19 protein-coding genes are annotated in these 25,821 nt (G+C 65.7%); 7 read left to right on the top strand and 12 right to left on the bottom strand.

Annotated features, from left to right (window positions below; genetic code table 11):
* The first annotated feature begins 17 nt into the window (after positions 1-17).
* Complete coding sequence (gene rutA / locus BES08_RS19315; RefSeq protein WP_008831654.1) at positions 18-1,100, top strand: pyrimidine utilization protein A; 1,083 nt, start codon at positions 18-20, stop codon at positions 1,098-1,100.
* A gap of 226 nt (positions 1,101-1,326) precedes the next feature.
* On the opposite strand, the gene BES08_RS19320 is transcribed toward rutA, so the two are convergent.
* The gene (locus BES08_RS19320) at positions 1,327-2,553 is read right to left on the bottom strand and encodes an MFS transporter (protein ID WP_069709370.1); all 1,227 of its coding nucleotides are present in this window, start codon (positions 2,551-2,553) and stop codon (positions 1,327-1,329) included.
* A 99-nt stretch (positions 2,554-2,652) separates the two neighbouring features.
* Between BES08_RS19320 and BES08_RS19325 the strand changes: the two genes are divergently transcribed.
* Complete coding sequence (locus BES08_RS19325; protein WP_197524484.1) at positions 2,653-3,891, top strand: amidase; 1,239 nt, start codon at positions 2,653-2,655, stop codon at positions 3,889-3,891.
* A gap of 625 nt (positions 3,892-4,516) precedes the next feature.
* On the opposite strand, the gene BES08_RS19330 is transcribed toward BES08_RS19325, so the two are convergent.
* The 4 genes from BES08_RS19330 to BES08_RS19345 all read right to left on the bottom strand — a co-directional run bounded on the left by BES08_RS19330 (position 4,517) and on the right by BES08_RS19345 (position 9,496).
* Positions 4,517-5,545: a LacI family DNA-binding transcriptional regulator gene (locus BES08_RS19330; RefSeq protein ID WP_008832368.1), complete on the bottom strand. Its 1,029-nt coding sequence runs from the start codon at positions 5,543-5,545 to the stop codon at positions 4,517-4,519.
* A 65-nt stretch (positions 5,546-5,610) separates the two neighbouring features.
* Positions 5,611-7,236, bottom strand: coding sequence for a GMC family oxidoreductase (locus BES08_RS19335; protein ID WP_008832369.1), 1,626 nt, complete (start codon positions 7,234-7,236; stop codon positions 5,611-5,613).
* A gap of 11 nt (positions 7,237-7,247) precedes the next feature.
* A complete protein-coding gene (locus BES08_RS19340) occupies positions 7,248-8,549 on the bottom strand; it encodes an MFS transporter (RefSeq protein ID WP_008832370.1) in 1,302 nt (433 codons plus the stop codon).
* Positions 8,546-9,496, bottom strand: coding sequence for a sugar phosphate isomerase/epimerase family protein (locus tag BES08_RS19345; RefSeq protein ID WP_008832371.1), 951 nt, complete (start codon positions 9,494-9,496; stop codon positions 8,546-8,548). The genes BES08_RS19340 and BES08_RS19345 overlap by 4 nt, the downstream gene beginning before the upstream one ends.
* A 368-nt stretch (positions 9,497-9,864) precedes the next feature.
* Here BES08_RS19345 and BES08_RS19350 point away from each other — a divergent pair, with 368 nt between their 5' ends.
* Complete coding sequence (locus BES08_RS19350) at positions 9,865-10,917, top strand: sugar phosphate isomerase/epimerase family protein (protein ID WP_008832372.1); 1,053 nt, start codon at positions 9,865-9,867, stop codon at positions 10,915-10,917.
* A 246-nt stretch (positions 10,918-11,163) separates the two neighbouring features.
* Here the strand turns inward: BES08_RS19350 and treF are convergent, their stop codons facing one another.
* Positions 11,164-12,768, bottom strand: a complete 1,605-nt coding sequence (treF, locus tag BES08_RS19355; RefSeq protein WP_008832373.1) for an alpha,alpha-trehalase TreF — start codon at positions 12,766-12,768, stop codon at positions 11,164-11,166.
* Positions 12,769-13,186: 418 nt separating this feature from the next.
* Between treF and BES08_RS19360 the strand changes: the two genes are divergently transcribed.
* Positions 13,187-15,595 carry a TonB-dependent receptor gene (locus BES08_RS19360; protein ID WP_231958287.1) on the top strand — a complete coding sequence of 803 codons (2,409 nt, stop codon included), beginning with the start codon at positions 13,187-13,189 and terminating at the stop codon, positions 15,593-15,595.
* 34 nt (positions 15,596-15,629) lie between these two features.
* A complete protein-coding gene (locus tag BES08_RS19365) occupies positions 15,630-16,526 on the top strand; it encodes a ribokinase (RefSeq protein WP_008832375.1) in 897 nt (298 codons plus the stop codon).
* Between the two features lie 129 nt (positions 16,527-16,655).
* Here the strand turns inward: BES08_RS19365 and BES08_RS19370 are convergent, their stop codons facing one another.
* From BES08_RS19370 to BES08_RS19380, 3 genes are all read right to left on the bottom strand, one after another.
* Positions 16,656-17,876 carry an MFS transporter gene (locus BES08_RS19370; protein WP_008832376.1) on the bottom strand — a complete coding sequence of 407 codons (1,221 nt, stop codon included), beginning with the start codon at positions 17,874-17,876 and terminating at the stop codon, positions 16,656-16,658.
* Between the two features lie 160 nt (positions 17,877-18,036).
* Positions 18,037-18,672 carry a cysteine hydrolase family protein gene (locus BES08_RS19375; protein WP_008832377.1) on the bottom strand — a complete coding sequence of 212 codons (636 nt, stop codon included), beginning with the start codon at positions 18,670-18,672 and terminating at the stop codon, positions 18,037-18,039.
* Entirely contained in the window at positions 18,665-19,792 is a 1,128-nt protein-coding gene (locus BES08_RS19380; protein WP_008832378.1) for an LLM class flavin-dependent oxidoreductase, read from the bottom strand. Before BES08_RS19380 ends, BES08_RS19375 begins: the two co-directional genes overlap by 8 nt.
* Before the next feature lie 168 nt (positions 19,793-19,960).
* Here BES08_RS19380 and BES08_RS19385 point away from each other — a divergent pair, with 168 nt between their 5' ends.
* Both BES08_RS19385 and BES08_RS19390 read left to right on the top strand, forming a co-directional pair.
* Positions 19,961-20,785, top strand: coding sequence for an oxidoreductase (locus BES08_RS19385; protein ID WP_008832379.1), 825 nt, complete (start codon positions 19,961-19,963; stop codon positions 20,783-20,785).
* Between the two features lie 282 nt (positions 20,786-21,067).
* Positions 21,068-21,586 (top strand): energy transducer TonB family protein, encoded by a 519-nt coding sequence (locus BES08_RS19390; protein WP_081798960.1) that lies wholly within the window; start codon positions 21,068-21,070, stop codon positions 21,584-21,586.
* 57 nt (positions 21,587-21,643) lie between these two features.
* On the opposite strand, the gene BES08_RS19395 is transcribed toward BES08_RS19390, so the two are convergent.
* The 3 genes from BES08_RS19395 to BES08_RS19405 form a co-directional block, all read right to left on the bottom strand.
* A complete protein-coding gene (locus tag BES08_RS19395) occupies positions 21,644-23,950 on the bottom strand; it encodes an acetamidase/formamidase family protein (protein WP_008832381.1) in 2,307 nt (768 codons plus the stop codon).
* Positions 23,951-23,990: 40 nt separating this feature from the next.
* Complete coding sequence (locus BES08_RS19400) at positions 23,991-25,184, bottom strand: aromatic ring-hydroxylating oxygenase subunit alpha (protein ID WP_008832382.1); 1,194 nt, start codon at positions 25,182-25,184, stop codon at positions 23,991-23,993.
* Positions 25,185-25,293: 109 nt separating this feature from the next.
* Positions 25,294-25,779: a VOC family protein gene (locus tag BES08_RS19405; RefSeq protein WP_008832383.1), complete on the bottom strand. Its 486-nt coding sequence runs from the start codon at positions 25,777-25,779 to the stop codon at positions 25,294-25,296.
* Positions 25,780-25,821 lie beyond the last annotated feature (42 nt).

The following is a 25,821-nucleotide window of genomic DNA, read 5'->3' on the forward strand; positions in this document are numbered from 1 at the left end:
CTCCCAGGAGCACTGCAATGGATATTGGTCTGTTCATCCCCATCGGCAACAACGGTTGGCTGATTTCCGAGAACGCTCCGCAGTACAAACCCAGCTTCGAAATGAACAAGAAGCTGGTCCAGACGGCCGAAGGCTATGGCTTCGATTTCGCGCTGTCGATGATCAAGCTGCGTGGCTTCGGCGGCAAGACCGAGTTCTGGGACTACAACCTGGAAAGTTTCACGCTGATGAGCGCGCTCGCCGCCGTCACCAGCAAGATCAAGCTGTTCGCCTCGACGGCTATTCTGACCCTGCCGCCCGCGATGGTCGCGCGCATGGCCGTGACGATCGACAGCGTCGCGCCGGGCCGCTTCGGCGTCAACGTCGTCACCGGCTGGGCCAAGGGTGAATACGAGCAGATGGGCATGTGGCCGGGCGACGCCTACTTCGGCCACCGCTACGACTACGCCAGCGAATACGTGCAGGTGATGAAGGACCTGTGGGCCGAGGGCAAGTCGGACTTCAAGGGCGAGCACTTCCAGATGGAAGACTGCCACATGCAGCCCAAGCCCAGCACCGGCAAGATCGAGATCGTCGGCGCGGGCCAGTCGGCGCGCGGGATGGAGTTCGTCTCCAACTACGGCGACTACAACTTCGTCACGGCGGGCGGCCTCAACAAGCCGACCAAGCATGCGCCGACCGTCGAGGCGCTGGTCGAAGCGGCCGCCAAGACCGGCCGCGACGTGGGCGCCTACATCCTGTGCATGGTGATCGCCGACGAGACCGACGAGAAGGCCATGGCCAAGTGGCAGTCCTACCGCGAAGGCGCCGACGTCGATGCGCTGGCGTGGATGAGCGATCAGGGCGCTGCCGACAAGACCGCCGGCGAAGGCTCGACCGCGCGTCACATCAACCTGCCGGAAGGCGCGGTGAACCTCGGTATCGGCACGTTCGTCGGTTCTTATGAAACCGTGGCAAAGCTGCTCGACGAAGCGGCCTCGGTGCCCGGCACCAAGGGCATCATGCTGACCTTCGACGACTTCGAGCAGGGCCTCGTGAACTTCGGCGAGAAGGTGCAGCCGCTGATGGCCTGCCGTCAGGATCGCCTCGTCGCGGCCTGATCTACGCTACCCTGAGGGCCCGGTCTCTCTCTCCATCGGGTCGTCCAATACCCTCGGCCGGTCACGCCCCCGCGTGACCGGCTTTTTTGCGCGGTAAGGTTCTGCTGCGACCCTTCGACAAGCTCAGGGTGAGCGGATGTAGCGTAAGGGTTGGGCAGGCGGGGGCGTAAACCTCTCAAGCCCGCTCAGGCTGAGCTTGTCGAAGCCCCCGCAGCAAGGCGCTTCGTCAGGCGCGGGAAGCCATCGCCGCCCGCCCCGCCAGCAGCGCGCCAAGGCCCGCAACCCAGCTCACCAGCAGGAAGCTCGTCCCGTAATCGCCGGTAAAGCCGTAGATCGTCGCCATCGCCGCCGGGCCGATCATCACGCCGAGGAAGGTGTAGACCAGCGACCCACCGATCACCCGGCCCGCATCCTCGGGCGCGCAGTGATGCGTGCATTCGGCCATGACGACGCCGTTCCAACCGCTCATGCAGAAGCCGAACAGGCACAGCACGCCGATCGCGACCACCGCAGGCAATGCGTCGATCCGCCACAGCGCGATCATGCAGGCCATCGAGACCACGCCGATCACCGCCAGCACCGTGAACCCGCCGAAGCGGTCGCCCAGCCCGCCCCACGACACGCGGCCCAGCGCTCCGCAGGCCTGCACGCCCCCGGCGACAAGGCCCGCCGCGAACATCGACCAGTGATGCTCGACCAGCATGATCACCGCGAAGGCCGACAGCGAGAGCTGGATCGAGGAATAGAGCATCCCCAGCATCGCCAGCACCCGCAGCGGTGCCTTGCCCCAGACGAGGCGCTGCTCATAGACGAAGCCGCGCCAGACCGAGATCGTGACAGGCGCCGCTGGTCGCTCCGGCCCGCCCTTGAGCGCCAGAACCCCGATCATCGCGAAGCAGGGCACAGCGCCGAGCACGAAAGTCGTGCGCCAGCCCAGCCATCCTGCGAGCGCCGGGATCAGCAGCGCCGCCACCACGCCGCCGATCGGCACGCCAGCCTGCTTGATCGAGAAGATCAGCGAGCGCCGGTGCGGCGGCGTCACCGCGCCCAGTATCTGCGCCGAGGCCGGGTTCTGCACCCCATAGCCCACGCCGATCACCATCGAGGCCAGCAGGGCCAGCCACGGGCTCGCGCTCGTCAGCAAGAGCAGCGCGGTGCCGAAGCAGGCGAGGGCAAGCTGCTCCACCTGCACCGGCCCGCGATGCTGGATCAGTGTTCCCGCCATGGCAGAGGCGAACGTGCCCGCCGCGTAGATCACGCTGATCTGGTAACCGACGTAATGCGGTGCCAGCCCGAACTCACCGGCGACGAGCGGGGCGATTCCGGTCAGCGCCAGCGCCGTCATGGTCGACAGGATCTGGATCGTCGTCGTCGTCGCCAGCACCGAGGCGATCGAGGGCGCCCCAGTTTTGCTCGGGTCGGGCGCACTATGCGTTGAGGCTGTGGATGTCATTGCTGCACTGCATAATGTAATGCTTTACACGCGCCAAGCGGGAAGTCACAATCGTGGGATATGGCGCTATGGCGCCGCCTGCTCGGGAGCCGAATTTCCATGGTCCAGACCCCCTACGCCCCTGCCGTGGCCAATGTCCATGCTGCATTGCAGCGTATCGGCGCGCGCGATGCGCAGGTCCGGGCGTGGCTGCACGTGGACGATACCGGGGCGCTGGCTGCGGCGAGGGCACTGGATGCGGGCGAACCGGGGCCGCTCCACGGGATCTGCGTGGGTGTGAAGGACGTGATCGCGGTGGCGGGGATGCCGCTCACGCACAATTCGCCGTTGTTCTCCGGCTTCGTGCCTGCCGAGGACGCGCCTTGCGTCGCCACCTTGCGGGCGGCGGGCGCGGTGATCCTGGGCAAGACCGACACCACCGAGTTCGCCGCCGCCGGGCGCAATGCCGCCAGCGCCAATCCGCATGATTTTGCGCGCACGCCGGGCGGTTCCTCGGCCGGGTCGGCGGCGGCGGTGGCGGACGGGCATGTGCCGCTGGCGCTGGCGACGCAGACCGGCGGCTCGACGATCCGCCCCGCCAGCTTCTGCGGCATCCATGGCTTTAAGCCAAGTTGGGGCCTTATCAGCCGGGAAGGCGTGAAGACCTATGCCAATAGCCTCGATACCGTGGGCTGGTACGCGCGGGACCTCGACCTGATCGACCGGGTCTGCGAAATCTACGGCTTCGCGCCCGGTGCGCACGTCGAAGGCCGGACCTTGCGCATCGGCGTGTTCCGCACCCCCTGGTGGGATGAAATGACGCCCGATGGCCAAGCCGCTTTCGACGGCATCGCCGCCGCCATGACGGGGGCCGGGATCGACGTCGTCGAGATCGCCACGCTGCCCGAGTTCGAGCACCTCAACGACGATCACCGCGCGATCCTGTTCCGCGAGGGCGCGGCCGCTTTCCTGAGCCTTGCACGCGCACGGCCCGACTTGCTGCATCCCGATTTCCATCTTCGGGTCGATGCCCTGGCGACATATCCCGACGCTCGGCTGCGCGAGGCGCATGACCGTGCGGCGGCGGCACGGGTGGGGTTCGAGCGGGCGATCGCCGGACTCGACGCCGTGCTGGCGCCGAGCGCGCCGGGCATCGCTCCGCTCGGCCGTTCGCCGGGGGAACCCCGGTTCAACCAGCCCTGGACCTTGCTGCACGCGCCGGTTGTCAATCTGCCGCTGGCCAAAGGTGAGGGCGGGATGCCCATCGGCGTCTCGCTGGTGGCGCCGCGCTATGACGACCGGCGATTGATCGGCGTCGCGCGCGAAGTGGAAGCGCGATTGACATTTATCGCCAAATAGGTTGTATGGCTCGGCATCCGATCCGGCGATGATCACGCTGGAAAGGTGTATCGGGTCGGCGTCGTGGGCCGGGATGCGGTTTCAAGCCGTGATCACGCAAACCACGCGCCCAAACGAAGACCCGGACTGTCTCTGCGCTACCGGAAAAGCTGTCCATACGTTCCTGCGACACACGGCAGGACTTGGGACGGCCATCCCGGATAGCCTTCGGCCGATAACGATGCGAACCCTAACGACGGCCACATGGGACTTTCCGATGGAATACAGGTCGAGCCGGGCTGCACCGTGAGTTACCCGGCCGCTCGCCAGAGCTTCACGGAAAACAAAACCCCGCGTCCCTGCTTGGACGCTCCCGACGCCGACCCGATGTTACCTTCGGATGCGTTGATTTCCCCGGCGTAATGGCCCGCACTCGCCAGCGGGTGTTTTTGTGTGCGCTGACTGCACGCACACCCCCGTCATCCCAGCGAAAGCTGGGACCGCTGGCCGCGTAAAACCCAACCCTCGGCTAGGCGTGCTGACGATAGTTGGCCGTAACAGGCCAGCGGTCCCAGCCTTCGCTGGGATGACGGGGTTGGAGGGACGACGCGCGCGCATCCTCCCTGGCACGGGGAGGGGGGAGGATTCAGGCTTTCTTGCGTTTTTTTCTTGGCGCGGCCGTCGACTGACGCACGATCAGGCGATGCGGAAGCACCACTTCGCGCGCCGGTCCCTCGTGGTCCTGCTGCAGGAGCGAATCCAGCATCAGCCGCATCGCCGCCTCGCCGATCTCCACCGTGGGGATGTGCACCGTGGTCAGCGGCGGGATGGCGAAGGCGCCGAAACGCAAGTCGTCGAAACCCGCCACCGACATCTCGTCCGGCACGGAAATGCCGCGCTGATGCAGCGCGCTCATCGCGCCCATGGCCATCTCGTCGTTGGCGCAGGCGACGGCGGTGAACTCCGCGCCGCTGTCGAGCAGGCGCACCATCGCATCGTAGCCCGACTGGAGCGAGAAATCGCCGCGCGCCACCAGCGCTTCGTCGAACTCGATCCGCGCGCGCAAAAGGCCCAGCTTGTAGCCGGAAAGACGGTCCATCGACATGAACTGGTCGAGCGGCCCGGTGATCGCGGCAATGCGCTGGTGCCCCAGTTCCGCCAGATGGCCGACGATCAGGGCGCTGGCCTCATGGTTGTCGGTGCGCACGCGCGGCAGGTTTAGGTCGGGCGGATACTCGCAAGCCGCGACCATCGGCGGCAGCTTGCTCTTGGCCGGGGGATTGAGGACGATGTCGGGGAGGTTCTTTTCCAGCAGGATGAGCCCGTCGGCCTGCTTGCCCGCGATCATCGAGGTGAACTTGTTGAGCGCATCGACGTCACCCTCGGTGATGCCGAGCAGCACGCGCATCTTGTTGGCGCGCGCGACGTTCTCGATCCCCTCGACGAAGGCTGAGGTGAACGGGTTGTAGATGCTGGGCACCGCGACGATCACGTTGTCGCTGCGCTGGCGGCGCAGGCCCGCGGCCAGGTGGTTCGGCTCGTAGTTGAGGTCGGCGATGGCCGCCTCGATCCGCTCGATCGTGGCCGGGCGCACCAGCGAGGGGGTGCTGAGCGCGCGCGACACTGTCGCTACCGATACTCCCGCGACGCGGGCGATGTCCTTGATGTTCGCCATTGGATGTAAACGTTACATAGCCGCGAGGGGCGGAGCAAGCGAAGTTGCGCGATGCGCAACTTTCGTCACGCCGCCGCAATCACCTCCGCCGCGCGCCACGCAAAGGCCATCGCCGGGCCGTTGGTGTTGCCCGAGATGCCGGTCGGCATCGCCGAGCAGTCGGCCACGTAAAGGCCGGAGACGCCATGGACCCGAAGGCCCGCATCGACGACGCCTGCATTGGGACCGGCCTCGGCCGAGCCCATGCGGCAAGTGCCGGTGCCGTGGAGGCCGGTCGAAACCATCCAGTTCGCGGCCTGCTGGATCTCCTCGTCGGTCTGGACGGAGGGGCCGGGCACGGTCTCGGCGCCGATGTAGGGGGCGAGGGCGGGCTGGGCCATGATCTCGCGCACCTTGTGGATCGCGCGCAGGATCGTGGCGCGGTCCTCGGGCGCGGCGAACCAGTTCGGCACGAGGCGCGGCGGGGCGGCGGGGTCGGTGCTCGCCAGTTCGACGTAGCCGTGGCTATTGGGGCGCAGGCAGAAGGCGGTGGCGGTGATCCCGGGGACCGCCTCGGTCTGTCCGCGCCCGGCCTCGGGCTTGTCGTCCTCGGACGACGCCATGGAATAGGGCGAGATGCCGAGTTGCAGGTCGGGCCAGTCCTTGTCCGCCTCCAGCGAGGCCATGACCGAGACTTCCGGCAGCAGCGAGGCCATGAGGCCCTTGCCGGTGAGGATGTAGCGCAGGCCATGCCAGTAGGCGCGCCAGCCGCGGAATTCGTGGTTGAGGCCGCGCGCCTTGTTCAGCCGCCATGACAGGGCGACCATCATGTGCTCGTTCATGTTGCGGCCGACGTGCGGGTTCTCATGCACCACATCGATGCCGTGGCGGGCGAGAACGTCGGCGGGGCCGATGCCGGAAAGCTGGAGCAGCTTGGGGCTCTGTAGCACGCCTGCGGTGAGGATGGTGCGGCCTGCGGTGAAGGCAACATCCTTACCCTCGATTTCGGCGAGGACGCCGGTGGCCTGCTTGCCCGCGAACGTAACGCGGCGCACCAGCGCGCCGGTCAGGATGGTTAGGTTCGGGCGCTTGGCCGCGGCCTTGAGGAAGGCGGTATAGGCGGTGACGCGATTACCGCGCGGGTCCACGGTCTGCTGCGTGCGACCGGCGACTTCGGTGCCCGGCGCGTTGACGTCGTCTAGGACGGGAATGCCCGCCTCGCGCGCCGCCTGCAGGATCGCGCCGGTCAGGACCGGGTCGCCCTCCGGCACTTCGGTGACTTCGAGCGGGCCACGCTTGCCACGGCGACCGTAGCTTTTGCCGTGGTAGTCTTCGAGTTCCTCGTAGCAGCGCTCGATCTCGGCCCAGTTCCAGCCGGGATTGCCCTGCGCTTCCCATGCGTCGTAGTCGCGGGGCTGGCCGCGAAAGTACCACGTGCCGTTGACCGCGCTCGAACCGCCGAGGCCCTTGCCGTAGAACCAGGTTTCGCCGGCGGGGCGTGTCCCCTGCTGCTCGGCGGGGAAGGGCCAGTACCACTTGGGCTTGGTCCAGATCTTGATCATGCCGCGCGGCATGCGGACCATCAGTTCCTCGTTGCGGCCGCCCGCTTCGAGGAGGAGCACCTGGCTTTTGCCATCGGCGCTCAGGCGCTCGGCGAGGACGCAACCGGCGCTGCCCGCGCCGACGATGATGTAATCGAACTCAGTGCGCATGCTCGGGGCTCTCAAGCGTTCTTGTAGGCAGGAAGGAAGCGGAACAGGATGAGCGAGAGGCCCATCGCCACATAGCTGGCGGCAGGCAGCCAGACGTGCCCGGCCATGACGGCGGTGACGACCTCGGGCGTGACGGGCGCCTTGGCGTCGTAGGCGGCAAGGCTGAGGAACCACGCGCCTGCCGCACCGCCCACACTCATGCCCAGTTTCACGCCGAAGCTGGAGGCGGCGAACAAGAAGCCCTGCGCGCGGTAGCCCGATTTCCACGCGCCGTAGTCCACCGCGTCGGCCATCAGCGAGAACAGCAGACCGCCGATCAGACCCTGCCCGATATAGGCGACGCAGTTGGTCGCGATCAGCCAGGTGTGGTCGTTGGAGAGCGGCATGATCGCGGTGAAGACGGTGGCGACCGCGGCGCCGATCGCGCCGGTCATGCGCTTGCCGATAGCGTTGGCGCAGACGCCCGCAAAGCCGGTGCCGACCAGAACGGCGAGCATCGTCAGCATGAGGGTGGAGGTGAACTCCGCCTCGCCCAGCACGCTCTGCGCGAAGTAGACGAAGGACTGGATGTGGCCGGTAAAGCCGATCCAGAAGAAGAAGTTGACCAGCATCGTCGCGATCCAGGGCCAGTTGCCCTTCGTCGCTTGCAGCGACTGCGCGGTGGTGAGTTTGGCGACGGAATGGTCCACCTCGACCCGCTCGCGCGTGTTGGCGAAGGCGTTGAGCATGCAGACCAGCGTGATCGCGCCGGTGATCGCGGCGAGGACTAGAAAACCGTGCGCCTCGTCCCCATTACTGAAAGTCTTGACCAGCGGCAGCGCGGCGTAGCCGATGCCGACCGTGGCCGAGGAACCGATGAACTCGCGCAGGGCGTTGACAGTGTTGCGCTGCCTGGGATCGCGGGTCAGCGTCGGCAGCATGGAATTCAGCGGCAGGCTGACGGCGGAATAGAGAATACCCATCAGCGTATAGGTCGCGAAGATGAAGGCGATCTTCTGCCAGCCCTCCAGCGGCGGTGCCCAGAACACGATGGCGCCGCAGACCGCGAAGGGTACGGCGAGCCATAGGAGGAACGGTCGATGTTTGCCCCAGCGGGTTTCAGTGCGGTCGATCAGCAGGCCCATCATCGGGTCGAACACGGCATCCACGCAGCGCGCGATCAGGAACAGCGAGGCGACCGTGCCCGCGCTGACGCCGTAGACGTCGGTGTAGAAGTAGAGCAGGTAGGCATTGGTCATGCCGAACGGCAGGTTGATGCCGAAGTTGCCCAGCGCGTAGCTGAGCTTCTCGCGCCAGGTCAGTGCGCCGTTCATGCAGCGGTCTCGTTGGAAAGACGGTCCAGCACTTCGCCGGCGAAAGCCAGCGACTTGCGGGTTTCGGTCAGAGGATCCGGCACGGCGTCGATCTCCAGGATGGCCCACTTCTGGTCGGCCTTCGATAGCATGAGCTTGGCCCAGCCGTCGAAATCCACGGTGCCTTCGCCGATGGCGCAGAAATATTCGCGGTGGGCGTGATGGATGCCATGATCGATCGGGATGTTGATCGGCATCGCGCTCTTGGCGTCCTTCCAGTGCGCGGTGACGACACGCTCGATGTGGCGCGCGACGACGGTGACCGGATCGCCGCCCGAAAGCAGGATGTGTGCGCTGTCAGGGCAGAAGCCGACGTAGACCGGATCGGTCAGCATCAGCAGCAGGTCGATGTCGCGCGGCTGACAGAAGGTGGAGTGGGCCTCGGTATGGAGCGCGAGGCGCACCCCGTGCCGCAGCGTCAGCGCGCCGAGACGGTTGCAGAAGTCCGCCGCCTTGCGGGCGAATTCCATGTCGACGAAGACAGGCGGCTCGGCGTCCCAACTGGTGCGCATGGGCAGGCCCATGACCATGATGTCGGATCCCCAGGCGGCAAGCGCCTTCGCCGATTCCTCGGCGCTGTCGAGCCAACGGGCCTCGGTCTGCGCATCGCCCATGCCGCCCTCGATGGCGACGTCGGCGAAAAAGCCGCTGGCGATGGCGAGATTGCGCCGGTCAAGCTCGTCCCTGGCCGCTTCGATCGAACCATAGGCGGCGATCAGGCCTTCCGGGCCGAAGGGGGAGAAGGTGAGTTCGATGCCGGTGACGCCGCTTTGCGCCAGCGTGTCGAGCATGCGGTCCCAGAAGGCGCGGGGCTGTTCACGGCCGAAAGTGACGACCTCCTGCTCATTCGCCATCCCCCAGAAACCGGGATGGAAGAACGTGATGAGATCGACGCCGAACGACAGCATTTAGATGGATACCTCAGCCTGCGACGGCGCACCGGCCATCGCCGCGCGCCACCAATGTAAACCTTTTCTTTTCTTAAAAAGGCCCAATCCTCGCATGTTGTCAAGCGATGGCTGTGCCGGGCTTGCGCGAATGGCGGAATTCCCGGTAATTAGCCGGTGGTATCGTTTTCATTAAACGACCGTAACCAGCGTCGCAAACGGGAAAGAAACGTCGTTTATGGTCGTATTCGCAAGCGCTTTGCGGGCGGACTGCCCGGAAAGGCTCCTCGAATCGCTCGCCACCTTCTATCGCGACAGTGCGATGCGGTTGGATCGTGCGTTTCGGGCGCGGAAAACGGTCTGACAGGAAATAAAGAGGTTCGCAGGACATGAAGACCATCAAGGGGCCGGGCATCTTCCTCGCTCAGTTCGCCGGTAACGACGAGCCGTTCAATTCGCTCGATTCGATCGCGGCGTGGGCGGCCTCGCTCGGCTACAAGGGCGTGCAGGTGCCCAGCAACGACGCGCGGCTGTTCGACCTTGAAAAGGCGGCGGACAGCCAGGACTATTGCGACGAGGTGCTGGGCATCCTTGGCCAGCATGGTCTGGCGCTGACCGAACTGTCCACGCATATCCAGGGCCAGCTGGTCGCGGTCCATCCGGCCTATGACGCGGCGTTCGACGCCTTCGCTCCCGAAGCGGTGCGCGGCAATCCCGGCGCGCGGCAGGAATGGGCGGTGAACCAGATGCATCTGGCGGCAAAGGCCAGCGAGCGCCTTGGCCTGACGACGCAGGCGAGCTTCTCGGGCGCTTTGGCGTGGCCCTACTTCTATGCATGGCCGCAGCGCCCGGCCGCGCTGGTGGACGAGGCTTTCGCCGAACTCGCCCGCCGCTGGCAGCCGATCCTCGACCGCTTTGACGAATGCGGCGTCGACATCGGCTTCGAACTGCACCCTGGCGAGGACCTGCACGACGGCGTGACTTTCGAGCGTTTCCTCGAGGCAACCGGCAATCACCCGCGCGCCAATATCCTCTACGACCCCAGCCACATGGTCCTGCAGCAAATGGACTACGTCGGCTTCCTCGACGTTTATCACGAGCGCGTGAAGTGCTTCCATGTGAAGGACGCAGAGTTCCGTCCCTCGCCCAAGGCGGGGGTCTACGGCGGCTATCAAGGCTGGGTGGAACGCCCGGGCCGGTTCCGCTCGCTCGGCGACGGGCAGGTCGATTTCGGAGCGATCTTCGCGAAGATGGCGCAGTACGACTTCGCGGGCTGGGCCGTGCTCGAATGGGAATGCGCGCTCAAGCATCCGCAGGTCGGCGCGGCGGAAGGTGCGCCGTTCATCGAAAAGCATATCATCCGGGTGACCGAACATGCCTTCGACGACTTCGCGGGCGGCGACGGAGCACTGCCGGATTTCCGCCGGATGGGCATGTCCTGATACTGAGGGCCTGAGAATCGGAAACCCCGGGAGTGCGGAAGCTCCCGGGGTTTCTCTTTTACCGTCTGCGGTTGCGACCCGAGAAGGCTCTGCGCTTGTCCGGCACAGGTGGCGGAGGGAGGAGATCACCGCCTGGCTACAAAAAGGCCCCTCGGGGCCACGCATGAATCACATATAGATGTAAACGATAACATCTGCAAGCTGTACGAAAGAACAGCGAGTCCCGAAACGGCGCAGCTACCGGCGTTACTGTTCACTGCCGGAAGTCGGGGCGCAAGTTCGCAGCGTAGTGCCGGGTACAAGTGCCGGATAGCGTTCGAGAATTGCCGCCGTGACACCATTTGTCCAGCCGAAGCCGTCCTGCAGCGGATACTCGCCGCCGCCGCCCGCGCGGCGTTCCTCCACGTCGTATTTCTCCAGCATCTTGCCCGTTTCCAGGTATGTGCAGTTCACAGTGCCGAGCCAGCGCGCGGCGACGTCCTTCGCCAGAGCGTCCTGCCCACCGCGGTGCAGCCCCTCCAGGGCGACCCATTGCAGCGGCGCCCAGCCATTGGGAGCATCCCACTGTTGGCCGGTGCGCAGGATCGTCGTTCGGATGCCGCCTTCGCCCAGAAGTGCGCGCCGCGTGGTTGCGGCGATGGCCGTGGTCTGCGCGGGGGACGCCATGCCGACGAAGAGCGGAAACAGCGTGGCGGACGACTGGACGCTGCCTGGCGTGCTCTCGTCGAGAAGCCAGTCGGCGAACCGCCGCTGGCGGCTCTGCCACATGTATCTGTCGATGGCGCCTTTGCGCGCTGCGGCCCGCTGGAAGAATTCGCGCGTGCAGGGCTGATCGCCTGCCTGTTTGCAGCCTTTCTCGATACGCTTCTCCATCGCCCACATCAGAGCGTTGAGATCGACCGGCACCACCCGCGTGGTGCGAATGGTCGCCAGGTCCTGCGGGTCGGAGAGCCAGCGCGAACTGAAGTCCCACCCGCTTTCCGCGCCCGCCCGCAGGTCACGGTAGACTTCGGCGGCAGGCCGTGCGGAGGCCTTGGCAGTGGCGCGGTCCTCTGCGAAGGATTCGTCGCGCGGCGTATCGCGGTCATCCCAGTAGCGGTTGAGCACGCTGCCGTCGGGCATGCGCACCACCCGCTCGCACGCTTTCGCCGCACGGGCACAGCTTTCGCCGGCCATCCAGTAGGCATGCTCCTTGCGCAAGGCCGCGAGACGCCGGGCGCGGACGGTGCCGTCGGTCTGTTTCGAGAGGTCCAGCATGAGAGCGAAGAACGGCGGCTGCGAACGGCTGAGGTAGTAAGTGCGGGTGCCGTTAGGGATGTGACCGAAGCGCTCGATCAGGCTGGCGAAGTCGTCGATCATCCCCTCGACCAGATCGTCGCGGCCATCGGCGACGAGGCCCAGCATCGTGAAGTAGGAATCCCAGTAGTAGATCTCACGGAACCGCCCGCCCGGCACGACGTAAGGCGACGGAAGCGCGATCGCCGAACTTGCGGGCGGCGGCGTGACCGCGTCGCGCGAAAGCTGCGGCCACAATGTCCTTATGTGTTCGCGCAAGGGGGGCAGCGGCTTGTCGTTGACACCGGGGACGGTGAAGTTGTCGAGCACGAAATAGCGCAGGTCGGTCGGAGAGGTCGGCGGCTTCGCCGCGTACTCCGCCATGATCGCGTCGGGTGCGCGCCTGGGCACGGCGTCGGCGAACGTCTTGCCGTCCTCGAAGACGTGGCCTTCCTGCACCGCGGCGAAAAGGTCCCCGAACTGATCGGCGGGGGAGGGCTGGGCATTGGCCGTCAGGGCGAAGGCCAGGAATGATGTGCCGAAGCCCGCGCAAAGGCGGCGTACCCTGCTGCTCACGAAACGTATTCCGGCAATTGACTTCCCCTCTGGCCGTGCTCTTGGCAGAGGCAACGGGTCAGACTGCACAGGGTTTCATGAGAATTGAGGCAATCCGCATTGCGGCCATCGTCACCCAGGCGCCTTGAGGGCCGGTTCTTTGCGCATGATGCCCCGCCGTTTGATCGCGAGCGCACGCGGCCAGTTGTCGCTTGCGTCGGCGTGTGATTCGCCGAAGTTTCGACGGGCGGCCCACTCACCCCACAATTCACGGGGGGGGGCAGGGTCAGACAAAAGGTTCAGGGAAAAGCGCAAGCGACGAGTGCAGGGCGAACCGGAATACCGGTCGGCAGCCCTTCGGGAATGGGGATCTTCGGCAGCGGAAAGGCGGTGCCAACGCGCGTACCCATGCGGTGCGCCTTCACAGATGGGGGTTATTGTGACCACGACTGCTCGATTCATGGGCGCCACCGGCGTCTCCGTCCTCGCATTGCTGGCAGCGACTTGTCCGGCTTCGGCACGGGCCGAAGCGGCGGACGCGGCCGCCGATACCGCAGCGGCGGCGGCTGAGGGCGGCGGCGGTCCGATCGGCGAGATCGTCGTCTCGGCGGAGCGCACCAACGTCACTCTCCAGAAGGCGTCGCTTTCGGTCACGGCGGTCACCGACGATACGCTGAACAAGGCGAACATCACCGAAGTCACCGGCCTCAACGGCAGCGTGCCGGGCCTCGTCGTCGCCAAGAGCGGCGGCGGCGAGCGGATGATCTCGATCCGCGGCATCGGTTCGGAGACGCCGGAGAACCCCTCGACCCAGCCGGGTGTCTCGTTCCACGTCGACGGCGTCTACATCTTCAATTCGATCGCCGCGAACGCTGCCTTCATCGACGTCGCGCAAGTCGAAGTGCTGCGCGGTCCGCAGGGCACGATGTACGGGCAGGGATCGACCGGCGGCACCATCAACGTGGTGTCGAAGCAGCCCGACGCCTCGGCGCTGTCCGGCTCGGCGAACTTTGGCTACGGCAACTACAACATGCTCAAGGCCGATGCGGCCATCAACGTGCCGATCACCGATACGCTGGCGATCCGTGCCGCCGGGCAGCGCCTGCGCCATGACGGCTATGCCAAGGCCACGGATGTCGCCGGGCAGCCCGGCTATGAACTCGACGATGCCGATGAATGGGGCGGCAAGCTGGCCGTCAAGTGGACCCCGACCGACCGCGTCTCGGTGCTGCTCTCAACCATCCAGTACAAGGGCGACCAGAACGCGACCGCGCAGAAAAACGTGCTCGATCCCAATCCCGACCCGCGCGAACTGACGCAGGATTTCCCGGGCAAGACCTATATCCGCACCCAGCTCTATTACGGCGTGGTCAAGTTCGACCTGGGCGGCGCAACGTTCAGCTCGATCACCGGCTACCAGAAGCTGCACAGCGACCTGTCATGGGACGGCGACGGGCTGAACCCGGCACTGTTCCTGCAGGCCAGCGGTGGCTTCTACAACTACGACCACATCGCCACCTGGCAGCAGAACACCGCCTCTTGGACGCAGGAATACAACATCGCCTCGGACAACGAGGGGCCATTCCGCTGGATCGTCGGCGGGGTCTACCTGCGCTCGAAGAACAAGAACTACATCAACGAATATCGCGACAACAAGGGCGACGGGCTTAACCCGCCGCTGGCCACGGGCACGCTGTTCAGCGATCCGCTGGTCAAAGCGATCACTTATGCCGAACTCTCGGCCATCACCCGCGAGGCCTATGCCGGGTATGCGCAAGGCAGTCTCGAACTGACGAACGCGCTGACGGTGACGGCGGGCATCCGCTACAACCACGACAAGTACAGCGGCGTCAGCGACAGCATGTCCGGCGGTACCAGCGGGCAGACTTCAGGGGCCTATCTCCAGCCTGCGCCGACCCTCGGCACCAGCACCGGACGCCTGACCGGCAAGTTCGCGCTGGACTACCAGTTGACCCCCAGCAACATGGTCTACGCCAGCTACACGCGCGGCTTCAAGCCGGGCGGCATCAACAGCGCGGCGGCGAGCGGGAACAGCTCCTACACCATCTTCGGCATGGAGACCGGCGTGAAGCCGACCTACAAGCCCGAGACTTTGGACTCGATCGAGATCGGTTCCAAGAACCGCTTCTTCGGCGATACGCTGCAGATCAATGCCTCGGCGTTCTACTACTTCTACAAGGACCTGCAGTTCCTCGAGGAGGACGCGGTGCTGTTCGGTGAGGGCATCAGCAATGCCCCGAAGGCGGAAGTCTACGGCGCCGAACTGGAGATGGACTGGCACGCCACGCAGCACCTGAGGTTCGAGGGCTCGCTGTCGCTGCTGCACGGCAAGTTCACCGAGGACTATCTGGCCCTCAACGCCACGGCTGCCGACGCGGCACAGGTCGCGGCGGGCTATGGCGGCGTCGGCGGCTTCTTCGCCAATTTCGGCAATGCGGTCTATGTCCGCGAGGCAGCGCGCGAGAACATCAACGGCAACAAGATCCCCAAGATGCCCTCGGTACAGGGATCGGCGGCGCTCTCGTGGACCGGCGATATCGGCCCCGGCGAATTCACCGCCCGCGCGCAGTACATCTATCGCGGCAAGTTCCAGTCGCGCGTATTCAACACGCCGGGGCAGGACGATACACCCGACTACTCGCAGGTGAACCTGTTCGCCAGCTACGCCTTCGCCGATACCGGCTTCAGCGTCTCGGCCACGGTGACCAACCTGTTCGACACGAACGGCATCAACTCGCGCTTCACCGATCCTTACGGCAGCGGGCAGATCTCGGACACCTACATCCCGCCGCGCCAAGCACTCTTCTCGGTCGGGTACAAGTTCTGATAGATTGGGCGAGGGAGCCGATCCGGGAGTCAGCATGAGCGTCACCGTCTTCGGTTCCCTCAATCTCGACATAGCGCTGCGCCTGCCGGCGAAGGCCGCCTGGGGGCAGACCCTGCTGGTAGAGGACAGCGCGCAGGCGATCGGCGGCAAGGGACTCAACCAGGCGGTGGCCTCGGCGCGGTTCGGATCGGTCACCCGTATGGCGGGGGCTGTCGGCGACGATGCGGCGGGGCGCCTGCTGCTGGAGGCGCTTGGCGGTGATGGCGTCGATACCGCGCATGTCGAGGTGCTGGCAGGGCAGGGCAGCGGTCGCGCCACGATCCTGATCGAACCCGGCGGCGACAACATGATCGCGGTCGAGGCCGGGGCCAACCTCCTGGCACGCGCCGAGGTGGCGCTCGGTGCGATCGACGCGGTGACGCGGGTGCTGCTCGTCCAGCTGGAAACCGATATCGATGCCATTGCCGCGCTGTTCGCCAGCGATGCGGCCGCGCATGTCCGCAGGATCGTCAACGCCGCTCCGGCCATCCCGGCGGGCGCGCGGCTGTTCGGCATGGCGGACATGATGATCTTCAACCAGACCGAGTTCGCCGACTATCTCGCGCTGGACCGCGAGCCGGAGACGCTCGACGATCTGCTCGTGGCACGCCGCCTCTTGGCGCGGCCGGATCAGACTGTTGTGGTGACGCTCGGCGCGCTGGGATCAGCGGCGATCGGGGTGGAGAGTGCGACGTTCGTGCCTGCGGTTCCGGCCGAGCGGGTGGTCGATACCAGCGGCGCCGGGGATTGCTTCTGCGGCGTGCTCGCCGCCTGCATCGATCAGGGCGTGGGTCTGGAAGCGGCGCTGCGACTGGCTAACGCTGCGGCGTCGCTCTCGGTAGGGCGCAGGGGTGCCGCGCCGTCGATGCCCTTGAGGTCGGAAATCCCCTAAAATTCCTCCCCGAGCTTGCTCGGGGAGGGGAACCGCCCGCGCAGCGGGTGGTGGAGGGGGGAGAACCTCGCGCAATTCCCCCTCCGCCACCGCCTTCGGCGGCGCCACCTCCCCGAGACAAATGGGTCTTTACTCCGCCGCCACGACCTGCACAGCCTGCACCCCGCGCTCGCCCGGCTTGCGCAGGATCGCGACAGCGCAGAACAGTACCGCACTCAGCACCGCAAGGCCGAGGAAGATGCCGGAGAAGCTGCCGGTTTGGTCCTTCACCGCGCCGCCCAGCGCCGGGCCGATCGCGGCCGAGGTAGATACCGCCATCATGATCGAATAGAGTTCCAGCGAAGCGCGTTGTCCGAAATAGGACTGCAGCAGCATGACGGTGCTGACGTAGCTGAAGCCCAGCCCACCGCCGAACGTCACCATCCACAGCATCAGCGAGATCGGTCCGTCGATCATCGCCAGCGTAGCCGCGGAGACTCCCAGGCACCCCAGCGAGAACATCGTCAGCGTCCGCGCGCTGGTCTTCTCACCCGCGATGCCCGCCAGTGCCGATCCGATCGCGCAGACCAGAGCCGCAAGACTTATGAGCTGCGAGGCGCGATCCTGCGCGATGCCGTGCTCCATCAGGTGCTGGTAGGCGAAACCGTGCGTGGTCGTGTTGATCGCAAGGCACGCGGTATAGGCGAGCACGACGACCCAGAACTGCACGGTCCCGAGCGCGCGGCGCACGGTCCACTCGGCCGGTGCACCCGGGGACGCGACGTGCTCCTCGGGCGCGGCGATGTGGAGGCGTCCGGCGGTGAGGGTGCAAAAGCCCCCCACGACGACCGAAGCCACGGCGAAGAGCAGCCAGTAGAAGCGCCAGTCGAACCCGGCGCTCTGCGATCCGTACCACAGCAGCGGCCCGGCGACGGCGCCGAGGTTGCCGATCGTGAAGTAGAGCCCCAGCACCGTCGAGCGGCGCCGGAAACTGCTCGACAGGATATGCACGGCAGGCACGGTCCCGCAGAAGCAGTAGCCGATGCCGAGCAGTGTGGTGCCCAGATAGTAGCCCATCACGCCGGTCGAGGTGTAGAGCAGCCAGAAGGCCACGAACAGGATCACCGTCCCCGCCGCCAGCGTGCGCCCGATGCCGAGCTTGCGGATCGTCAGCGCGGGGGCGAGGCTGACGATCCCGCAAGCCGTGCCCAGCAGGGTGAAGCCGAAGCCCGCCTGCGCCCAGGTCATGCCGAACGCCTCGACCATCGAGGGCAGCACCATGCCCAGCGAGTTGAACGTCCCCGCCGAGAGCAGGAAGTACATCAGGCACAAAGCCTGAAGCACGATCATGACGAGCAGACGGGTGTTCATCCTGGTATGATCCCTGTGGCGGGGCGGGTGGAGGCGGCGGTGTTTCTCGGCACCGGCCACCGGCTGAGTACAATCATGCGTATCGACACAAGCGCGGTGCCGACACTTCTCTCCACGCGGAGCAAGATGGCATCCATGGCCCGCATCGTCGAGAGGGTGTTCACGCGCTCCACGCAGCCATGACCGCGTCGGTGGTCACCAGCAGCGAGGTATTCGCGGCCAGCGCCTTGAGCGCGTGGGCGTGAAGGTCCGGTTCGTAGGCTGCGCAGGCGTCGGACACCACGAACGTATGAAAGTCACGGTGAAAGGCGTCGCGCGTGGTGGAATCGACGCAGCACTCGGTGGTGAGGCCCGTCATCACCAACGTGTCGATCCCGCGCGCGCGAAGTTGCTGTTCCAGATCGGTGCCGTGGAAGCTGGAATAGACCAGCTTGGATATCTCGATGTCGCCCGGCTGGGGGAACAGGCGATAGTAGTCCTCGCCGCCGCTGCCGATCCGGCAGATGCCTTCCTCGCCGGGCGTGCCGCGCCGGGCCATCAGCGTCTTCAGAGCCTCGGAATCGGTTTCGGGGCGCGTCATCACGCGCATGAACGCTAACGTAACTCCGGCCGCGCGGGCGGCGGCGATGAGCATCTCGATCCGGTCGATCGCGGCCTCGGCCGGGGCGAGGTCGATGCCGAAGCGACCGATCAGGCCCTCGGGCGCGGCGAAGTCGACCTGCACGTCCACCACGATCAGGGCAGTGCGGGCGGGAGCGATCATCCCGGCGGGGTCGATGTGCGGCAAGTCAGCCATGCGCGGGTTCCATCCGGCTCGGGAAGCGCTCGCGCAAGGTCGGCAGCACTTTTTCGCCGAATATGGGCAGCGCGGCGTGATAATCCGGGAAGATCAGCATCAGCCCGTCGAGCGAAGTCTTCTCGAAAATCTCCGACAGGCGCGCCGTCACCGTCTCCGGGGTGCCCAGCACATGCGGGGTCATGAAAGTGGAGCGGGCCTTCTGGGTGAAGGCGTTCTCCTTGCCGATCTCGCTATCGAGGAAGCCGTAGGCACGCATCATACCGTGGAGAGCTTCCTCGTCGAAGCCGGCACGGAAACGAGCGGCGGTTTCCTCGGCGGCCTCGTCGGTGTCGCCGAACACCACGGTCATCATGGAGTACGTACGGATCTTCGCGCCGTGCCCGGCCGCCTCCGCCTTGGCGTCGGCGCTGGCCTTCGCCAGTTCCTCGACGTTGCCGCCGGACAGGAACAGCGCGTCCATCTCGTTGGCGGTGAACTCTATGCCGACTTTCGAGGTGCCCGCGCAGACGAGGAACGGTGCCCTGGAGGGTTTGGGGTTCGACATGCAGTCGTCGAGGGTGAAGTGCTTGCCCGCCATCGTCACGGAGTCCTGCGTCCACAACGCCTTGATGCCGCGTATCCACTCGGTCGCCAGCACGTAGCGTTCGTCATGATCGACGCCCTCGGGCCAGGCGCCCATCTGAGAGAATTCTCCCTTGTAGGAGCCGGTCACCACGTTAAGCCCGGCGCGGCCATGGCTGATCTGATCGAGCGTGGCGATCATCTTGGCGGTGACGGCGGGGTTCTGCAGGATCGTGTGGACGGTCGCCCAGACTTTCACCCGGCTCGTCGCCTGCGCCAGCCCCGCCATCAGCATCGGCGAGTCCAGCGACGTGTTCCAGTGCTGCGTCTCGCCGCCGTAGCCGCGGTACTTAGCCATCGCCATGATGAAATCGAGGCCGATGTCCTCGGCCAGCCGCGCGGCCTTGAGGTTATAGTCGTAGGACCCGTCGAGCGTGGGCGCGTTCTTCGACAGGATCCAGCCACCGTTCGCCATCGGCATGAAGATGCCGAGGTCGCGTCCTCCGGTGTCGGACGGGAGGCCGAAGCTCTCGGGACGCGGTTGGCTTTGGATCATCGGGCTCCCCTGACTGGATTTCTCGGCAAAGGCTAGAATGGGGCGCGGCGCGGTTCTTGTCACCCTGCGCCCATGCTGTTGTCGCCGCTCAAGGCATCGGGCGCGAGGGGCATAGATGCGTCGGCCTGCTCGCGCTAGGTGCGCCGGGTATTCGTGAGGGAGTTCGACATGAGCAACTGGTTCATCACCGGCGTCAGCACCGGGCTCGGCCGCGCCATTGCGCAAGCCGCGCTGGACGCCGGGCATACCGTCGTCGGCACGGTGCGCAACGCCGATGCCGTCGCCGCCTTCGAGGCGATGGGGGAGAGGGCCATCGGCATGGTCCTCGACGTGACGGACCTCGGCGCGGTGAAGGCGGTGTTCGATGCGGCCGAGGAGCGCACCGGCGGCCTCGACGTGGTCGTGAACAACGCAGGCCTCGGCTATACCGGGGCCATCGAGGAAACGCCGATCGATGACGCGAAGGCGCTGTTCGACGTCAACGTCTGGGGGGCGCTGGCAGTGATTCAGGCGGCGCTGCCGTACCTGCGGGCGCGAAAGTCCGGCCATATCGTCAATGTCGGGTCTATCAGCGGCATGGCCTGCTGGAACGGCACCGGTATCTACGGCGCCAGCAAGTTCGCGCTCGACTGCATCGGGCGCACGCTGGCGCAGGAGGTGGGGCCGCTCGGCATCAAGGTGACCAACGTAGCTCCAGGGGGCATGCGCACCGAGTTCGCCGCCTCGCGGCTGCTGGGGGCCGAGCCCTCGATCGCCGACTATGCCGGGACTGCGCACGTCGCGCGGCAGGTACTGACCGGCCATCATGGCGAGGAACCGAGCGATCCGATGATGATTGCGCAAGCGATTGTGACGGCCATCGCCGCGCCGGAGCCGCCGCTGGTGTTGCTGCTGGGAGAGGATGCCTTGGGCTACGCCAAAGGGGAGTTCGCGATGCTCCAAGGGCAATTCGACACCTGGATGCATCTGACGACGGCAGTGGCTGCAAAATAATCTCGGATGAGGGCGTTTCTGACAAACCCTTGGCATGCACATGAAACCATGGCGATTTTGATGCTGGCGCTCGGCATATGCAGCAATGTCGAGGCAAAGTAATCTACACTAATTCGCGTTATGTGATCTGGTCGACTCTCAGCGTGCGTATTTTGATTTAATATTGATCCAGGGTTCGCGCAATAAACGAGTCGTTTTTCATGAAAATATGTAAAATTGCGTCTTGCGCGTCATATATTGCTTGTCTGAGGTCGATGTGAGACGCATTGGGAGGGTACTCCAATGAACAGGCAGAAGTTTGTTGCAGCCGCTGTCGTGGGTCTTACTTTGTGCGTAGCGCCGAGTGGCGGCCGGGCAGAAACCGCGACCGATACGCTTTCCGTCATTGCGCCGCCGAGCGTCCAGAACTGGTCGGAGAACGTGTTCCGACAATTCGAGCGTAAGGTCAGGTATCCGGCTCCGATGGGCACGATGCCGGCCAGCGAAGGCATCGTCGCCGTCAAGTTCAATTGCAGCGAAGACGGCGTGCCTTCACAAGTCCAACTCTACAAGACTTCGGGTCACGGCGACCTCGACCGCGCAACGGTGCGCGCGGTGGAGCGCATCGCCACGCTTCACCCGCTGCCGCGCGGGGTGGGGCATGACCAACAGTATATCGTGCGCGTTCTCTTCGCCAATTCGGAGGGTTATGCGCAAAGGAACATGACCCGGCTGCGCGAGGATGCTGCCCGCAGCAATGCATGGGTCGGCCGCAGCGGGGCGACCACGGCGATGCTCGAACTCGTCCCCCCGAAAGGCTGACGCCGCGCGCCCCCGCCTCGACCGTGCGCCTGCCCATGCGGGCGCACGGTCGCTGCTTCAGGCGGCGAACAGGCTTTTGCGGATCACCGCATGCACGCCCCAGTTGCCGTTGGCGACCTGGCTGATCCCGAAATCCACCCCCACCGAGAGCAGCGAGATCGCCTCGTCCTCGGTCAGATCGCGCAAGGTCATCAGGAACCGCCGCGCTTTGCGGAACGCATCGCGCATCGCGGCATCGATCGACGATTGCTTGTAGACCTCGCTTTGTGCGTTCGCGCCCAGTTCCTTGAGGTATTCCGGGTGCGAGAAGCCCAGGATCACCCATTCGTCCTTGGTTTCGATCAGCGGATAATCGATGTCGCGGATGTACTTGCGGCTGGTCTTGGCGGGGTGGAGTATCACCTGGATCACCGCCGTCATCGAGCATTCGATGGCGGTGCCGCACAGTTCGCTGTCGCCCTGGCTGGCATGGGGATCGCCCATCGACAGCAGCCCGCCCGGCACCCCCACCGGCAGGAAGCAGCTCGATCCCGCCCCCAGCCGCCAGTTGTCGATATTGCCGCCGAAGTTGGCGGGCGGCACCGAATCGATCAGTTCCGAATGTGCGGGCGCCAGCGCGATCACGCCGAAGTGCGGGCGCACCGGGATCGTCACGTCGCGCAGCACGTCGAAGTTGCGGGTGATGGTCTCGGGATCGACCGGCACGCCGGGATAGTCGTAGCGCTCGTGGACCACGCCCGAAGGGTCGGTCTGCGGGGTCCAGCGATAGGAGTAGACCGCCTGCGCGGTGGCGCCGCCGGGCTCGTTGTCGATCTCGTAGATCGTCACGACCTCGCGCTGCTTGGGCTCGGTCAGGAGGTCATTGTAGTGATAGCCCCAGTAGGCCGCGACGTTGGAGCCGAAGGCGCGCCCGGCGAACAGCGGGTTCTGGCTGGGGCGGTTCTCCATGTCGAGGATGCGGACCTCGATCACGTCGCCGGGGCGGGCGCCCTCGACCGCGATCGGCCCGGTGCAGATGTGGACGCCGAAACCCTCGCCGGGGCCGCGACCCAGGGCCGAGGCGTCGAACGGCCCGGCGCCGCGCCGTTCCACCGCCTTGCCGTCGGTGGTCCAGTGGAACACCGCCTCGGCGCCCGCATCGCCCTCGATCATGCGCTCGGCATCGTCGTTGGCGTGGTGGGTCAGCGTTTCGATCGTGACGTAGTCGCCCGAGCGGACTTCGAGCGCGGGTTGCAGCGAGCGGCTGAAATAGCCCCAGTGGATAGTGTCGGGCCGCGCGGGCAGAAAGTGGTGGCGGCGCGATCTTGCGGCATCGTCGAGGCTGGGTAGTCCGCTGAGGACGCTGGGCGGCTCGCGGTTGTCCATGCGCACGTCGCGCGCTTTTTCGGGCCGTCCGCGGCGCGGAGTTTCGGCCGCGCTCGTCGCGATCTCGGGGGACTTGCGATACTCGCGCGGGCTCATCCCGTACTGCTCGCGGAAGGCGCGGGAGAACGAGGCGCTGTCGTTGAAGCCCCACTGGAACAGGATTTCCGAGATCGAGCGCTGCGCATGGAGCGGGCTGCCGAGATCGAGGCGGCAGCGCTCCAGCCTGCGCAGCTTCACGTAATGGCCGAAGCTTTCGCCGTGGCTCTCGAACAGCTTCTGCAGGTAGCGCGGCGAGATGTTGTGCTCGGCGGCGATCTGGTGGGTGTTGAGGTTGGGGTCGGACAGCCGCATCTCGATCGACTGGAACACCCGCTCCAGGATCGCCGCGCGCCCGCCCGCCGCGCCGCCCAATTGCTTGGCGGGCGCGCGGTCGAGCAGGGTGGCGGCGATCATCTCGGGCAGGGCCAGTTCGACCGGGCGGATCTGGTCGTCTGATATGTCGAGGATGGTGTCGGCCACGGTGCGCAGCAGGCTCGACATCATGCGACCCACGGCGGTGTCGGCGATGAGGTCGCTGATCTCGGTCGGCAGCTGCGAGCGGGATTTGAGCGCGGGCAGGCTGTGCGGCACCTTGACGATGAGCAGGCGGAAATCGCCTTCCATGGCGATGCGGCAGCGGGTGTCGCCGCCGCCGTAGACCATGTCGCCCTCGCCGATTTCCACTTCGCGGTCTCCGCTGCTGGCGGCAATGCGCCCTTCGAGCAGGAGGACGAGCCAGAAACAGCGCGCCTCCTGCCGGAAGTCGAGGGTCATCGCCTGCGCGGTGCCGGTGCAGCGGACGAACTGGATCTTCTGCCCGCTGGTGAAGCTGACGAGGTCTCCGTAGATGTCCTCGTTCTCGGATTCCAGTTCCAGCGACACGCGCTGCAATGCGAAACGCCACGCCTGCAATCGCTGGTCGTGGGGATAAGCATTGGTGGTCAAGCGCACGCCGGTCATGCCGGAATTATCCTTGTTGTGTAACCCTGTAGGGGGCAGCCTAACTCACTGTTTCCAATCCCGCCAGACGCTTGTGTGCAGCGCGGTAACGGTGGACCAGCCACTTGTTGAACTGGCCCTGCGCACCTTCCTGCCACGAATAGCGGCCGCGCGGGGCGAAGCGCGAGCGCAGGCCCTTCTGCACCAGTTCGTCGACGTGGAAATCCTGCGCGATGATGTGTGCGGTGGCGCGCATGTTCATGTCGAGCTTGTGGTCGAACGTAGGGTCCTTCATCGCGCCGGGGGCGAACAGCAGGCCGGTGTCCATTTCCAGCGATTCCGGGCCGTCGGGCCGCAGGATCAGGTAGATCACCATGTCGCTCATCATGATGAGGCTGAGCGAGGGCGGCACGTTGGCGAAGGTCATCCGGTTGCGCATTTCATCCGAAAGGCCCGGGAAGATCGGCAGCACCGCGCGCTGCGTGGCGTTGAAGCTGGCGTCGGGGTGGAGCGTGCCGTTGAAGCGCAGGAACCCGGCGTCCTCGGGTTCGGAATGCGGGAACTCGGCCTTGCCGGACGGCACGAAGTCATGCAGCGGCCCGGCGTGGAGACGGCTGGCGTGGTAACCGTCGTTGTTGTTCTCGAACATCACCTTCCAGTTCCACGGGAGCCTGGCGCCCTCATCGGGCTTCGGACCCTCGGCAGAGGCGAGGTCGTAGCCCGCGATCGCCTCGGCCACCCCGATCAGGCGGGGGGCGAGGGGCGCGGCGTTCTCGTCGAAGTTGATGAAGACGAAGCCGTTCCAGATCTCGACCGCGAAGCGCGGCAGGCTGTTCGCCTTGCGGTCGAAATTGCAGGTCTTGTTCATCGCCGGGGCCGCCACCAGCGTGCCGTCGAGCGAGTAGCTCCAGTGGTGGTAGGGACACAGGAACCCGCGTGCGTTGCCGCTGCCCTCGGCCACCAGCATCGCGCGGTGCTGGCACACCGCCGACATCGCCCGCACCTGCCCTTCGAGGGTGCGCGAGACGATGATCGGCTCGTTGATGGTGCGGGTGGTGAAGTAATCGCCCGGCTTCGGGATCCAGTCCTCGCGCCCGACGCACTGCCACTCGGCGTAATAGAGCGCGTCCTTCTCGAATTCGTAGAAGTCTTGAGAGGTGTAGCACGAGGGCGGCAGCGTGACCGCGTCCTCGAGGTTCACGGCCGAGGCGGAGAGGGATTCGATGAAGTCGTCCGTCATGGTTGGCGCGGGCATGGTGACCATCCTGAGTGCTGTTATGGGTACGCTAGGTGCCGTTGAGTGCCGTCAGGTGCATTTGTGCATGCGGCACCTGCGAAGGCAATATTGCATTTGCGAGAAAGGCTTACTCGTGGGTGTAATCGTCTGGAATCCTGGGAGGATCTCCGGCCTTGCCCCAGAGCAGGATCTCGTTGCCCCAGGGATCGCGGAAGCAGTGGTTGAGGCCGTTGAAAGTACCCCAGAAGTGGTTGCGCCACAGCACCGTGGCACCGCGCTCCTCGGCGGCGGAAAGGATGCGTTCGGGGGTGTCGTCGTCGCTGATGAGCACCCAGATGCGCGGTTTCCGGCCCTCCTTGGCGATTTCGCGCGGGGCGATGCCTTCGGCGTCCGGGTGCGGGCGGGCGTTGGCGGGGTCGAAGATGCCGACATGCAGGTTGCCGATCTGGCTGTCGGTGCCGTCGGGATTGGGGAACATGCCGCCCGGCACCATGCGGTGATAGACGCCCTCGGGCTTATGATCGTCGCGCCAGCCGAAGACTTCGGCGTAGAAGCGCCCGGCGGCGGCCGGATCGTCGGCGGGCAGGTCTACGAAGATGAGCGTGTTGGGCATGGGGTTTGGGCTTCCTTCTCGTGTGCCTCACGGTCTGCGCCA

The sequence above is a fragment of the Novosphingobium resinovorum genome (genome assembly GCF_001742225.1).
Classification (GTDB): Bacteria; Pseudomonadota; Alphaproteobacteria; order Sphingomonadales; family Sphingomonadaceae; genus Novosphingobium; species Novosphingobium resinovorum_A.

Bases quoted from the DNA above. Each gene is read 5' to 3' on its own strand.
- rutA (WP_008831654.1), top strand. From the start codon at position 18: ATGGATATTGGTCTGTTCATCCCCATCGGCAACAACGGTTGGCTGATT.
- BES08_RS19320 (WP_069709370.1), bottom strand. From the start codon at position 2,553: ATGACATCCACAGCCTCAACGCATAGTGCGCCCGACCCGAGCAAAACT.
- BES08_RS19325 (WP_197524484.1), top strand. From the start codon at position 2,653: ATGGTCCAGACCCCCTACGCCCCTGCCGTGGCCAATGTCCATGCTGCA.
- BES08_RS19330 (WP_008832368.1), bottom strand. From the start codon at position 5,545: ATGGCGAACATCAAGGACATCGCCCGCGTCGCGGGAGTATCGGTAGCG.
- BES08_RS19335 (WP_008832369.1), bottom strand. From the start codon at position 7,236: ATGCGCACTGAGTTCGATTACATCATCGTCGGCGCGGGCAGCGCCGGT.
- BES08_RS19340 (WP_008832370.1), bottom strand. From the start codon at position 8,549: ATGAACGGCGCACTGACCTGGCGCGAGAAGCTCAGCTACGCGCTGGGC.
- BES08_RS19345 (WP_008832371.1), bottom strand. From the start codon at position 9,496: ATGCTGTCGTTCGGCGTCGATCTCATCACGTTCTTCCATCCCGGTTTC.
- BES08_RS19350 (WP_008832372.1), top strand. From the start codon at position 9,865: ATGAAGACCATCAAGGGGCCGGGCATCTTCCTCGCTCAGTTCGCCGGT.
- BES08_RS19365 (WP_008832375.1), top strand. From the start codon at position 15,630: ATGAGCGTCACCGTCTTCGGTTCCCTCAATCTCGACATAGCGCTGCGC.
- BES08_RS19370 (WP_008832376.1), bottom strand. From the start codon at position 17,876: ATGAACACCCGTCTGCTCGTCATGATCGTGCTTCAGGCTTTGTGCCTG.
- BES08_RS19375 (WP_008832377.1), bottom strand. From the start codon at position 18,672: ATGGCTGACTTGCCGCACATCGACCCCGCCGGGATGATCGCTCCCGCC.
- BES08_RS19380 (WP_008832378.1), bottom strand. From the start codon at position 19,792: ATGATCCAAAGCCAACCGCGTCCCGAGAGCTTCGGCCTCCCGTCCGAC.
- BES08_RS19385 (WP_008832379.1), top strand. From the start codon at position 19,961: ATGAGCAACTGGTTCATCACCGGCGTCAGCACCGGGCTCGGCCGCGCC.
- BES08_RS19390 (WP_081798960.1), top strand. From the start codon at position 21,068: ATGAACAGGCAGAAGTTTGTTGCAGCCGCTGTCGTGGGTCTTACTTTG.
- BES08_RS19395 (WP_008832381.1), bottom strand. From the start codon at position 23,950: ATGACCGGCGTGCGCTTGACCACCAATGCTTATCCCCACGACCAGCGA.
- BES08_RS19400 (WP_008832382.1), bottom strand. From the start codon at position 25,184: ATGCCCGCGCCAACCATGACGGACGACTTCATCGAATCCCTCTCCGCC.
- BES08_RS19405 (WP_008832383.1), bottom strand. From the start codon at position 25,779: ATGCCCAACACGCTCATCTTCGTAGACCTGCCCGCCGACGATCCGGCC.